The following is an 11,773-nucleotide window of genomic DNA, read 5'->3' as shown; positions in this document are numbered from 1 at the left end:
CGATACAGACAAGGCGGTGTCATTGACGTCCGCGTGTGCCCTATCGCGAGCAAGCCCGCTCCCACCAAAAGAGTGAAGCCGTTACAACCCGCGTTCAGCCAACCGCGCAGCCAATGCCTTGGCCTGCAAGGCCACATCAGTCACGGCGGTACTTTCCCACCATTCGCCACGCAACGGCGGCCCCATGGCAAACAGGCGTTTCGCCGGTTCCGACTGTGCATTGAGCACAGCCCCTGACGGATCAGCAGCAATACCCAGGCCCAGGTTGCCTGCACGAATCAAACCCCGCTCCAACAACTGACGCGGCAAGGCTTTATCGACTCGACGCCAGTCGTATTCAATGCCGGTGGAGTTGATCAGGCCATCCCCTTCAACCACCCTCACCTGCGCCTGCCCACGATAGCGCAGGCGAATCCGCGGACGCCCGTCAGCGCTGACCTCTACGCCCTGCAGTGACGCGGCAGTGATGGTCAACCGCCCTTCCCCCAGCAATTGCTCCAGCAAGGCATTGCCCTGTGGCGGCGAACGGTGGTGATGGCTTTCCCACCACGGCCGCACATGGCGCACAAACTGGCGGCGCTGAACATCACTGGCCTGGCTCCACAACCGACCGATATGCACGCGCACGGTGTCCAGTGGCGCCTGCCAGTCAATGCCCTGCGCCTCGGCCAGCTCACACTGGCGACGCAACGTCCGGAGCAATTGCAACGGGCTGTGAATCTGCGGGTCCTGGGTCAAAAAGTCTTCCCAGGCCGGTGGCTGACGCCGCACGTGCGGCAACAGGCCGTGCCGCGAAAACACCTCGATGGACCCGCGATGCCCGGCCCGATTCAACGACTCAAGGGCATCGACCATGGTCAGCCCGGAGCCAATGATCAGCACCCGTGCATCCACCGGCAAACCGCGCAATGCCTGCACATCCCAAGGGTCCAGTGCGGCTGCATTAAGGCCGCTGGACTGGCGCTGCGCCGTACGCGCGGCCGGGAACATGCCGGTGGCCAACACGGCCACCGCCGCCTGCAACTGACGCCCGTCCTTGAGGGTCACCTGAACCCGGTTTTGCTCGGTTTGCAGGTCGATGGCTTCGTCACGCACATGGGTCAGGCTTGAGCCTTGCGCCGTACCACTGGCCAATGCTTCAGCCAGCCGCTGCTGGGCATACTGGCCAAACAGCCCGCGTGGCGGAAACAGGTGCTCAACCGGCACATCCTGCACTGCCGACTCAGGCCAGCCGCCGCTTGCAATATGCGCTTTGAGCCAGCGCGTCAGATCGTCGGCATCGTCCGGGTCAATGCTCATGCGCGCCGCATTGCCGTTCAGGGTATGCCCCAGTTCAGTGGCACTGTAAGCCTCGCCCCGCCCCAGTTCGACCCGCGGTTCGACCAGGACGATATTCCGGGCACCCGGCAAACGCAGCAATTGCATGGCCAGCAAGGTGCCGCTCAGGCCACCGCCAACAATCAACACATCGGCCTCGCGGATGGCAGGCGTTGCCTGTCCGCCTTGTGGCTCACTCATGGGTATTCTCTCTTTTGAAAACAGCTCATCACGCACGTTCTTTTTCACGCGCCCGGTTCAGTTCGCCGAGGTTACGGTAGCCGGCACCGGGGTGCCAATCCGCCAGTTTCGGGCCTTCGCCAAACAGTTTCTCGCGCAATGTACCCGGCGCATATTCCTTTTTGTACACCCCGCGCTTTTGCAACTCCGGTACCAGCAACTCCACCGCGTCGATAAAGGTTTCGTGGGTCACGGCATAAGCCAGGTTGAACCCGTCGACGTCGGTCTCGGCCACCCACTCTTCAAGCAGGTCGGCCACGGTTTCCGGGCCGCCGACAAACAGCGGGCCAAAACCACCGATACCCACCCAGTCGGCCAGCGCATTTGGCGTCCAGATCGTGTTCGGATCGGCAGTCGAGAAGGTTTCCACTGCCGATTGGATGGCGTTGGTGTGCACGTGCTTGAGCGGCTCGTCAGGTTTGAACTGACTGAAGTCGATGCCGGTCCAGCCCGAAATCAAGGCCATCGCCCCTTCGTAGCTGACGTAGCTTTTGTACTCTTCGAACTTGGCTTTGGCCTTGGCGTCGGTCTCGCCGACGATCACCGTTTGCAGGTTGAATATCAGGATTTTCGACGGGTCACGGCCCGCCTCGGCAGCACGACGGCGAATATCAGCCACCGTCTTTTTCAACAAAGCCTTGGACGGCGATGCCACAAACACGCACTCAGCATGTTCAGCGGCAAACTGCTTGCCACGGCTGGAGGCGCCGGCCTGGTACAGCACCGGCGTACGCTGCGGCGATGGCTCACAGAGGTGAATGCCGGGCACCTGGAAATGCTCGCCGACATGCTGGATCTCATGGATTTTGCTCGGGTCACTGAATACCCGGCGCTCCCGATCACGCAGGATCGCGCCGTCTTCCCAGCTGCCTTCCCAGAGCTTGTAGCAAACTTCCAGGTATTCCTCGGCGAAGTCGTAGCGCGAGTCGTGGGCCGTCTGGGTTTTTTGCCCGAGATTCTTGGCACCACTTTCCAGGTAAGAGGTCACGATGTTCCAGCCAGCACGGCCCTTGGTCAGGTGATCAAGCGTGGACAGGCGACGGGCGAACGGGTACGGATGCTCAAACGACAACGACGCAGTCAGGCCAAATCCCAAATGCTCAGTGACCATCGCCATGGGTGGAATCAGTTGCAGCGGGTCATTGACCGGCACTTGCGCCGCCTGACGAATCGCCGCCTCACCGTTGCCGCGATAAACATCGTAAATGCCCAGCACGTCGGCGATAAACAAGCCGTCAAACTTGCCGCGCTCGAGGATTTTTGCCAGATCGGTCCAGTATTCCAGGTCCTTGTATTGCCACGAACGATCACGCGGGTGCGCCCACAGGCCGGGCGACTGGTGGCCCACACAGTTCATGTCGAAAGCGTTGAGACGAATTTCACGGGACATCTGTTTACTCCTGAAGCTGAGGCGGTATGACGCCGTTCAAACGGTAGTTACCAATAATCCGGGCCTGCCAGCGCAAGGGTTCGCGGCCTTCCAGAGAAGGCGACGGCGAACGGCTGCCAGTGAGTTCTTGCTGCACGTTGCCCACCGCCTGCAATGCTTCGGCGCTGGCGAGCACGGCTTCGGCCGTCGCCACCAGGGTCTCGGCAGCCGGGCCAACAAAGTGTTGCGCGCGCTGGTAGAGGGCTTCGGCCACGTCGAGACGAATGTTCAGGTCGCTAAACTTGCCGATGATGTACGGGTCGTCCACGGCCTTGCTTAAGCCGCTGAGCGCCCACGGTTGGGCCTGTTCGCGAACGAATGTGAGGGTCTGCTCCAGGCCTTGGCGGGCCAGACGCAAGTCTTCGGCCGCTGCTGCAAGCTGGTTGGGCAAAGCGATTGCCGGGCTGTTCATGGTGGTGAGTCCTCTATCAGTTCCAGGCATGGCGTGGAGGCAGGATGCCGTTGAGCAGACGATTGCCGATCAGGTGGTATTTCCAGCGCGCCGGGTCATGCAGGGTGTGAGTTCGGGCGTTGCGCCAAAAGCGGTCGAGGTTGTGTTTGCCGAGCACCGAGCGCGTACCGGCCAGCTCGAACAGCTTGCTGCTGGCGAGCAAGGCGATCTCGGCTGAAAGCACTTTGGCCTGAGCCACAATCACCGAGGCTTCAGCCACACTCTCTTCACTGGGCGAAAGCAACGCGTGATCAATGGCCCGGCCGGCCTTGGTCAGAATCGCGTCGGTGCCGTGCAGGCGCCATTGCAAATCGCCAATCGCGGCAATCGTATAAGGGTCTTGCCAGCCGTGATCCAGCTGGCTGTCGACCCACGGGCGGGACAACCGCGCATGAATCAGCGCTTGTTCAAAGGCGCCATGGGCGATGCCGGTGTCCACTGCCGCCTGAATGATTTGCGAGATCGGGCCATCCGCCGTGGGTTCTTCAAAGGCTTTGTACGCCGGGATTACGGCGCTCAATGGCACGCGCACGCCTGCCAGCACAGCACCGCCACTGGCGGTGGTGCGTTGGCCGAAACCGTCCCAGCTGTCGATGATGGTCAACCCCGGATTGTCGCGCTCGACGAAGGCGATAAAGGGACGATTCTGTTCATCTACGCCCACCGCCGGGACGATATGGGCGAAGAGTGCGCCGGTGCAGTAAAACTTCTCACCGTCGACCACTGCGTGCTCGTCTTCAAAGCGGATACGGGTCTGGAAAGCGCCGACATTTTTGCTCTTGGATTCAGAAAAGGCGTTGCCGAAACGCCAGCCCTCCAGGGCTTTGCCGTAGTAGTAACGCTTTTGCTCTTCGCTGCCGGTGTGCAGCAGGATATCCAGCACGCCCAAGTGGTTTTGCGGGATTTGCCCCAGGGACGAGTCGGCCGCCGAAATGATCTTGATCACCTCGGCAACGGTGACATACGACACCCCGGCCCCGCCGTAAGCCTTGGGCACCGTAATGCCCCACAGGCCGCTGGCGGCGAACAGATCCAGCTCTGCCACCGGCAAACGCCGGTCCCGGTCACGCACCGAGGCTTCTTCAGCAAAACGCACAGCCAGGGCTTTGGCGATCTCGATAGCCTCGGCATCCGAGGCGATCACATGGGCCTTGGCAGGGGGTGATACAGAAATGCTCATGGGCAGACTCCAATCCAATGGAAAACACTGAAGTCCCCATTGCACAGGTCGTGCCGTTTTTAAATATTCATATAAATCAGGTAGTTATTGAATTTAACGCTGCGCAAATAACAACAACTATCGTGCAATCTGTCCACTTGCTGTTGGCTACGCAACAGTTGCGATAGCAACACATACGTGTAGGAGCGAGCTCGCCTCGCGATCTTTTGATCTTCAAAAAAGGTCGCAAGGCAAGCCCGGAGCGGTGCTGTTGGATTGGCGTACAACGTGTTAATCCACTGTTGCAAAGCCAACAGTTGGGCTGACAAAAAAGCACCAAACGCCCGAATTATCGGCTTGCGATGTAACGGCACAGACTGTGCAACGGACATGCCAGTGACCTTTATTTATGCAGGAGCATTGTCATGAGTCAAAACCCTCTGTCCGTCGGCACCGACTACGAAACGCTGGCCAATCGTTTTCGCCCACTGTTCCGGCAAATCGCCGCCGGGACGGTGGAGCGCGAGCAGGCGCGCGACCTGCCTTTTGAGCCGATTCGCTGGCTGAAAGAAGCCGGTTTTGGCGCAGTGCGGGTGCCCGTGGAGTTCGGCGGCGCGGGGGCTTCAATCAGCCAGTTGTTCCAGTTGCTGATCGAACTGGCTGAGGCCGACTCGAACATTGTGCAATCGCTGCGTGGCCATTTTGCCTTTGTCGAAGACCGTCTCAATGCTCCGCCAAGCCCGGCGCGAGATGCCTGGTTTGCGCGCTTTGTGGCAGGGGATCTGGTAGGCAATGGATGGACCGAAATCGGCGCAGTTAAAATCGGTGAGGTCATCACCAAAGTGCGCCCGGAAGGCGAGAATTTCGTGCTCAACGGCGCCAAGTATTACAGCACCGGCAGCATTTTTGCCGACTGGGTGGACGTCTACGCGCAGCGCTCGGACAACGGCGCCGATGTGATTGCCATCGTCGACGCCCGCCACTCGGGCGTCAGCCACAGCGATGACTGGGACGGCTTTGGCCAGCGCACCACCGGCAGCGGCACGTCGCTGTATGTCGAGGTACCGCTGAGCGCCGAGCAGGTGATCCCGTTCGAAACCCGCTTCAAATACCAGACCGCGTTTTATCAGTTGGTCTTGCTGGCGGTGCTGGCCGGAATTGGTCGTGCCGTGGAGCGCGATGTGGCCAATGAAGTGCGCACCCGCAAGCGCGTGTTCAGCCAGGGTTCTGCCGATACCACCCACGGCGACCCGCAAATTCAGCAGGTGGTGGGGCAAATCTCGGCACAGGTCTACGCCGCCGAAGCGGCCACCCTGCGCTCGGCCGAACCGCTGCAGCGGGCTTACCTTGCGCGTTTTGCCAACGATGCCGAAGCCGAACGCCAGGCCAATATCGACGCCGAAATTGAAACGTCCAAGGCTCAGGTCGTGGTCTCGGAACTGGTGCTGCGGGCAACCACCGACCTGTTCAATGCGCTCGGCGCCTCCGGTGTCAGCATCAACAAGTCGCTGGACCGTCACTGGCGCAACGCCCGCACCGCCGCGTCACATAACCCGTGGATCTTCAAGGCGCGGATCATCGGCGACTGGGTGGTCAACGGCATCGAACCCAAATACGTCTGGCAGATCGGCAACAGCGTAAAAAGCTAAAAGACGTAGTCGCTGACGAGGCACGAGGCTGCGATGCGGGCCGCAAGACCGCCGTCAGAGGGGTCGCTTCGCAACCCATCGCAGCCTCGTACCTCGGCAGCGACTACAGGTTTTTGCACAGCTCAAGCGTGGGTCAAATACCAGCGCCAGTCCTGCTCACCCACTTCAGCGTTGAACAGCCGGTACTCCTGCCACTTGATGGCCAGGTAGACCTTGATAAACCCCTCCCCCAACGCTTCCCGTGCCCAGCTTGAACGCTCCAGTGCCAGCAGCGCAGTGAGCCAGTCGGTGGGCAGAAAGTCAGTCGCCTGCTCATAGCCATTACCCACAATCGGCGCACCCGGATCGATCTGCTGACGGATGCCGAGATGGATCCCTGCCAGCAACGCAGCCGCCGCCAGATAAGGGTTGGCGTCGGCGCCGCAGATGCGGTGTTCGATGTGCCGACTCTGCGCAGGGCCACCGGGCACGCGAAATGACACGGTGCGGTTGTTCACCCCCCAACTCTTGGCCAGCGGCGCATAACTGCTGGCCTGAAAGCGCCGGTACGAGTTGGCGTGAGGGCAAAAGATCGCCAGCGAGTCCGTCAGGGTGTGCATCATCCCGCCGATGGAGTGGCGCAGCAGCGGCGTACCGTGGGGGTCATCACTGGCGTAGAGGTTGTGGCCCTGTTCATCGGCCAGACTCACGTGCAGGTGCAAACCGCTGCCCGCCTGATCGCTGAACGGCTTGGCCATAAAACAGGCCTGAAGCCCGTGCTTGTTGGCCACCCCTTTGACCAAACGCTTGTAGCGCACGCCTTCATCAATGGCCTGCAGTGCGTCGAAACGATGCTCCAGGGTCAGCTCGACCTGACCGGGGGCGTACTCGGAAATTGCCGTGCGCACCGGCAAGCCTTGCGCTTCGCAGGCGGCATACAGGTCGTCCAGAAACGGCTGTAGCTGCTCCAGCTCGTAAATTCCGTACACCTGCGGCGCCTGCGGGCGCACGCCATTGGCTTGCAGTGCCGGTTGCGGGCGGCCATTGGCGTCACGTTGGCGGTCGAGCAAATAAAACTCCAGCTCAACCGCCATCACCGGGTGGTAACCGTCGGCCTTGAGCCGGTCAATGGTCTGTGCAAGCACATGCCGGGGATCGGCCGGGGCCGCTGGCAAGCCCTGTTCGGGGTGCATGCTCACCTGCAACTGGCCGGTCGGCGTGGTGCGCCAGGGTTGCACGGTCAGGCTGCCGGGCAACGGGTATGTCCAGCAATCTGCGTCGGCCACGTCCCAGACCAGCCCGGTGCCTTCAACGTCTTCACCCTGGAGGGTCAACGCCAGAATCGAACTGGGCAGCGGTCGCCCGTTATCGTAAATGGCCAGCAGCTCATCGCGATGCAGCAACTTGCCACGCGGCACGCCGTTGGCGTCGATCAGGAACAGCTCAATGCTGCGCACCTGCGGGTTGGCAGCCAAAAAGGCTTCAGCTTCTTTTCTATCAGCAAATTGCATTTCAAACCTCGTGAGTGGCGACGCGGGCACCCGGCAGCGCCAGCAAGGTGCTAAGCGCCTGATCCAGTTCGCCAATTAAACGTTCGACATCCGCCGGGCTGGTGGACGGGCAGCACAGGGTCATGTTGTGGAACGGCGTGATGAGAATCCCGCGGTTGATCAGGTACAGGTGCAAGGCCATTTGCAGGCTGTCATGGAACGCCGCCTCGGCTTGCGCGCCGGTTTTGGGGGGCGTGGCACAGAACTGGAACTCGCAGCGTGCGCCCAATTCCGTCACCGACCAGTGCAGGCCGTGCTGTTTAAACACGCCCCGCAGCCCTTGGGCCAGGTCGGCTGCCAGCGGCAACATGTGCTGGTAAGCCTGTTCGGTCATGACCTCCTGCAAATTGGCGCGCATGCAATGCATGGCCAGGGCATTGGCTGACAGGGTCGTGCCCATGCCGCTGTGGCCATGCCCGGTACTTTGCTCAGTGTTTTGCTGTTGCACGGCCTGCATCCCCGCCGCGACTGCTTGGGTAAACCCGAATACCGCGCAGGGCACGCCCCCTGCAATCGGTTTGCCGACCACAAAAAAGTCCGGTTGCAAGTCCCACAGGCGGGTACAACCGCCCATGCCGGTGGAGATGGTGTGGGTTTCATCGATGATCAGCAGGCTGCCATAGCGGCGCGTCAGTTCGCGGCACTTTTGCATAAAGCCGTCTGCGGGCAGGACCATGCCGATATTGGTCATCGCCGGTTCGCACAACAGCGCGCAAACATCGCCCTGCGCCAGCGCCGCCTCAAGGGCGTCGACGTCATTGAACGGGATCGAGCGGCTGAACTGGGTCAGGTCGTAGGCCTGGCCGACCAGACCGGAGCGATGCACCGTCGCGCCCTCTCGATGGCGCACCATCACGTCATCCACGGTGCCGTGGTAGCAGCCGTCGAACACCAGCAGTGTCTTGCGCCGAGTGATCGCCCTCGCCCAGCGCACCACGTAGCGGTTTGCATCGGTGGCCGTCGCGGTCACCTGCCAATACGGCAAGCCAAAGCGCTCGGCTAGCAATTCGCCGCAGACCACCGCATCTTCGCCGGGGAGCATGGTGGTCAGGCCTCTGTTGGCTTGCTCGACCATGGCGCGGGCAATCGGCTCGGGGGAATGCCCGAACATGCTGCCGGTATCGCCCAGGCAAAAATCGACGTATTCATGGCCATCGACATCGGTGAAACGTGCGCCTTTGGCCTGCTGCACAAACAGCGGTGTGGGCATTGACCAGTCACTCATCCAGTGCATGGGCACGCCGTTATACAGGTTGGCCCGGGCCCGCTCTGCCAGCGCGATCGACTTGGGGTTGTTCTGGATGAAACGCTCGCGTTCGGCCGCTGCGAACGCTTCTACCGCTGCTTCGCTAATTCCACTGATCGACATGCTTAAGTCCTTTTTGCTGCGTGTTGTTGTTAGTTGCCAGCCGAGAGGCCGCAATCGATGGCCAGATCGGCGCCGGTGATCGAGCGCGCACCGGGCTGGCTCAAGAAAAACGCCAGTTCGGCTATTTCCTGCGCCTGAATAAAACGCGCACGCGCGCCCTGCGGGTACTTGTCCAGCAAGGCCCGGTAATAGCCTTGTGTATCGCCCTGGCCGTATTGCTCGGCCTGAAACCTGAGCATCGGGGTCTCGATATCGCCGGGGGAAATCGCATTGCAGCGCACGCCAAAGGGAGCCAGATCCAGCGCCAAGGTTTTGCTCAGCAACGTCACCCCGCCTTTACTGGCGCAATACGCGGCGGCGTTTTTATTGCCTTGGCGTCCGGCATCGCTGGAAATATTCACGATGCTGCCTTCAGATTCCTTTAAATACGGGATGGCCGCAGCGCACATAAAAAAAGTGCCCTTGAGGTTCACATCCAGCACCAGATCAAAGTCTTCTTCGCTGCATTCCTCTACCGGGCCTTCACGCCAGACACCAGCGGCGTTGATCAGCACATCCAGACGCCCCATGGCCGCCACCGCAGCGGCAACCACCGCTTTACACGCTGCGGGGCGGCGGATATCGGCTGGGTAGTCAACCTCTAAAGCCGTGAGATCGGTGGCGAAGACCTTGCAGCCCTGCTTCTTAAAATGCTCAACCAGCGCCCGCCCGACGCCGCCTGCGGCACCGGTCACCAGCACTGAAATGGTGGACTCAGTCATTCAGGGCGCCTTGTTTTCGATCAGACAATTACCGCCATCCACCACCAGCACTTCGCCGGTGATGTAGCTGGCCTCGGATGACGCCAAAAACGCCACAGCGCTGGCCACCTCTCGCGGGTCGCCTGCGCGGCCTATGGGCACGTAACGTGCAGCTTCTGCTTCTTCAGGTGTGCTGGAGCCGGTGGCGATCCAGCCGGGAGCCACCGCATTGACGGTAATGCCGTGGCTGGCCACTTCCAGGGCCAGCCCCATGTTCATCCCGAGCATGCCGGCCTTGGCCGCACTGTAAGCCGACTCGCCGGGGTTGCTGCCGCGCGTGCCGGTGGTCGAGCTGATATTGACGATGCGCCCGTAGCCACGGGCTTTCATGCCCGGCAATACGGCGCGGGTGAGCAAAAAGGCGCTGGTCAGGTTACGCGCCAGCGACAGGTTCCAGGTGTGCAAATCCATGCTCGCCAGTTCACTGAACGGTTCCGGGCTGCCCTGCATGGCCATGCCGGCGTTGTTCACCAGAATATCGATGCGCCCCCAGAGGCTTTCGGCCCACTGCCCCAACTCATGCACTTGGTGTTCATCGGTCAGGTCAGCGACCCGGCCGTGGGCGTCAAAGCCTTCTGCACGCAGCTCTGCGACCCGCTCAGCAATGCGCGCGCTGCTGGCGGTAATGATCAGTTTGACCCCGGCCGCCCCCAGCCTGCGGGCAATGGCCATGCCGATACCCCGTTCGCTACCGGCGCCACTGACGAGCGCGACGCGCCCCTGATCATTCACCTTGAACATGCTGCATCCCACCTGCGGTTGTGATGGGACTGGAATTTAGGTTCATAAAGCTGATAAAAAAAGACGATTATCATCAACAAAACTGACAACCCATGGCCTTTACCAGTGAAACACTCAAGGTTTTCCTCGCCGTCGTCGACAGCGGTTCGTTTTCTGCGGCAGCGCGCAAGCTCGGTCGCGTACCTTCCGCGGTGAGCATGGCGGTGTCACAACTGGAGGCCGAACTGGACCTGGTGCTGTTCGACCGCTCGACCCGAAAAGCCATCCCCACCCCCGCTGCCAGAGCATTGGAGCCTCAGGCCAGGCAGGTCGCCAGCCAATTGAACCTGCTCGATGCCCATGCCTTGCAACTGCATCAAGGGCTGGAGCAACGCTTTATCGTGGCCATGGCCCCGGAGCTGCAAACCGGGGTCTGGAGCCGCCCGCTGGCGACGCTGGCCAGGGAATTTCCCACCCTGGAAATCGAGGTCCGTTCGGCTTCGCAGTCCCAGGCCATTCGCATGCTGCACGAGGGCACGGTGCAACTGGCGCTGGTTTTTGAGCGTCCGGGTATTGATGAGCGCGAAACCTTTCTCGAAGCCGGCAGCCAGTTGCTGGTGGCCGTGGTGTCGCCAGACCACCCTGCGGGTGGCGAGCAAAAAAGCCCGCTGCGTGAAGAAGAGCTGGTCAACACCCGGCAGATTATCGTCGCCACCGACGAGCCCACCGGCTCCGACCCGCGGGTAGTACTGTCACGCCGTGTGTGGTTGAGCGACAGCTACCTGGCGACCCTTGATCTGGTACAAGCCGGTGTTGGTTGGGCGTGGCTACCGCGACCGTTGGTGCAACCCCTGATTGCAACCGGTGCACTGACCGAGGTGGTATTTGACAACATGGCCAGCCAGATGCGCTTGTGGGTCGACATTGTCTGGGTCAAAAACCGCCCGCTGGGGTTAGGCGCCAGCCGCTACCTGGCGCTGATGCGCGAGATGGTCAACAACGAACCGCGCCGCTCGTAGCTCTGCAACACCGTCACCTGATCTGCCGCCCCGTCTTCGACGCCGCGCTGTCGCGCAGCAAACAAGCTAGCGAGTATCTTCAGCATCCCCA

At 61.2% G+C, this 11,773-nt stretch carries 11 protein-coding genes; 2 read left to right on the top strand and 9 right to left on the bottom strand.

The genetic code is table 11. The features are described 5' to 3' along the window. Nucleotides 1-81: 81 nt before the first annotated feature. Genes QMX84_RS18370 through QMX84_RS18350 form a run of 5 tightly spaced genes read right to left on the bottom strand, consistent with a single transcriptional unit; the run spans nt 82 to nt 4,988 of the window. On the bottom strand, nt 82-1,518 hold the full coding sequence (locus tag QMX84_RS18370) for an FAD/NAD(P)-binding protein (RefSeq protein WP_282364472.1): 1,437 nt from the start codon (nt 1,516-1,518) through the stop codon (nt 82-84). A gap of 28 nt (nt 1,519-1,546) precedes the next feature. Then, complete coding sequence (locus tag QMX84_RS18365; RefSeq protein ID WP_048369110.1) at nt 1,547-2,947, bottom strand: LLM class flavin-dependent oxidoreductase; 1,401 nt, start codon at nt 2,945-2,947, stop codon at nt 1,547-1,549. Between the two features lie 4 nt (nt 2,948-2,951). Next, the gene (locus tag QMX84_RS18360) at nt 2,952-3,398 is read right to left on the bottom strand and encodes an acyl-CoA dehydrogenase (protein ID WP_282364471.1); all 447 of its coding nucleotides are present in this window, start codon (nt 3,396-3,398) and stop codon (nt 2,952-2,954) included. A gap of 16 nt (nt 3,399-3,414) precedes the next feature. Beyond that, nucleotides 3,415-4,617 carry an SfnB family sulfur acquisition oxidoreductase gene (locus tag QMX84_RS18355; protein WP_282364470.1) on the bottom strand — a complete coding sequence of 401 codons (1,203 nt, stop codon included), beginning with the start codon at nt 4,615-4,617 and terminating at the stop codon, nt 3,415-3,417. Nucleotides 4,618-4,676: 59 nt separating this feature from the next. Further along, nucleotides 4,677-4,988, bottom strand: coding sequence for a hypothetical protein (locus QMX84_RS18350; protein ID WP_282364469.1), 312 nt, complete (start codon nt 4,986-4,988; stop codon nt 4,677-4,679). A 33-nt stretch (nt 4,989-5,021) separates the two neighbouring features. Between QMX84_RS18350 and QMX84_RS18345 the strand changes: the two genes are divergently transcribed. Continuing rightward, on the top strand, nt 5,022-6,245 hold the full coding sequence (locus tag QMX84_RS18345; RefSeq protein WP_282364468.1) for an acyl-CoA dehydrogenase family protein: 1,224 nt from the start codon (nt 5,022-5,024) through the stop codon (nt 6,243-6,245). Nucleotides 6,246-6,367: 122 nt separating this feature from the next. On the opposite strand, the gene QMX84_RS18340 is transcribed toward QMX84_RS18345, so the two are convergent. Genes QMX84_RS18340 through QMX84_RS18325 form a run of 4 tightly spaced genes read right to left on the bottom strand, consistent with a single transcriptional unit; the run spans nt 6,368 to nt 10,684 of the window. Continuing rightward, complete coding sequence (locus QMX84_RS18340) at nt 6,368-7,735, bottom strand: glutamine synthetase family protein (RefSeq protein WP_282364467.1); 1,368 nt, start codon at nt 7,733-7,735, stop codon at nt 6,368-6,370. Nucleotide 7,736: 1 nt separating this feature from the next. Then, nucleotides 7,737-9,143 carry an aspartate aminotransferase family protein gene (locus QMX84_RS18335; RefSeq protein WP_282364466.1) on the bottom strand — a complete coding sequence of 469 codons (1,407 nt, stop codon included), beginning with the start codon at nt 9,141-9,143 and terminating at the stop codon, nt 7,737-7,739. A 29-nt stretch (nt 9,144-9,172) separates the two neighbouring features. Then, entirely contained in the window at nt 9,173-9,904 is a 732-nt protein-coding gene (locus QMX84_RS18330) for an SDR family oxidoreductase (protein WP_262124411.1), read from the bottom strand. Beyond that, nucleotides 9,905-10,684, bottom strand: a complete 780-nt coding sequence (locus QMX84_RS18325) for an SDR family oxidoreductase (protein WP_153336053.1) — start codon at nt 10,682-10,684, stop codon at nt 9,905-9,907. A gap of 92 nt (nt 10,685-10,776) precedes the next feature. On the opposite strand from QMX84_RS18325, the gene QMX84_RS18320 reads away from it, so the two are divergent. Beyond that, on the top strand, nt 10,777-11,682 hold the full coding sequence (locus tag QMX84_RS18320; RefSeq protein WP_153336054.1) for a LysR family transcriptional regulator: 906 nt from the start codon (nt 10,777-10,779) through the stop codon (nt 11,680-11,682). The last annotated feature ends 91 nt before the right edge of the window (nt 11,683-11,773 follow it).

The sequence above is a fragment of the Pseudomonas sp. PS01297 genome, assembly GCF_029959305.1.
GTDB lineage: Bacteria > Pseudomonadota > Gammaproteobacteria > Pseudomonadales > Pseudomonadaceae > Aquipseudomonas > Aquipseudomonas helleri.
The sequence above is the reverse complement of the archived record's forward strand: the minus strand, read 5'-3'. Positions and strand labels throughout refer to the sequence as shown.

Bases quoted from the DNA above. Each gene is read 5' to 3' on its own strand.
- QMX84_RS18370 (WP_282364472.1), bottom strand. From the start codon at position 1,518: ATGAGTGAGCCACAAGGCGGACAGGCAACGCCTGCCATCCGCGAGGCC.
- QMX84_RS18365 (WP_048369110.1), bottom strand. From the start codon at position 2,947: ATGTCCCGTGAAATTCGTCTCAACGCTTTCGACATGAACTGTGTGGGC.
- QMX84_RS18360 (WP_282364471.1), bottom strand. From the start codon at position 3,398: ATGAACAGCCCGGCAATCGCTTTGCCCAACCAGCTTGCAGCAGCGGCC.
- QMX84_RS18355 (WP_282364470.1), bottom strand. From the start codon at position 4,617: ATGAGCATTTCTGTATCACCCCCTGCCAAGGCCCATGTGATCGCCTCG.
- QMX84_RS18350 (WP_282364469.1), bottom strand. From the start codon at position 4,988: ATGTCCGTTGCACAGTCTGTGCCGTTACATCGCAAGCCGATAATTCGG.
- QMX84_RS18345 (WP_282364468.1), top strand. From the start codon at position 5,022: ATGAGTCAAAACCCTCTGTCCGTCGGCACCGACTACGAAACGCTGGCC.
- QMX84_RS18340 (WP_282364467.1), bottom strand. From the start codon at position 7,735: ATGCAATTTGCTGATAGAAAAGAAGCTGAAGCCTTTTTGGCTGCCAAC.
- QMX84_RS18335 (WP_282364466.1), bottom strand. From the start codon at position 9,143: ATGTCGATCAGTGGAATTAGCGAAGCAGCGGTAGAAGCGTTCGCAGCG.
- QMX84_RS18330 (WP_262124411.1), bottom strand. From the start codon at position 9,904: ATGACTGAGTCCACCATTTCAGTGCTGGTGACCGGTGCCGCAGGCGGC.
- QMX84_RS18325 (WP_153336053.1), bottom strand. From the start codon at position 10,684: ATGTTCAAGGTGAATGATCAGGGGCGCGTCGCGCTCGTCAGTGGCGCC.
- QMX84_RS18320 (WP_153336054.1), top strand. From the start codon at position 10,777: ATGGCCTTTACCAGTGAAACACTCAAGGTTTTCCTCGCCGTCGTCGAC.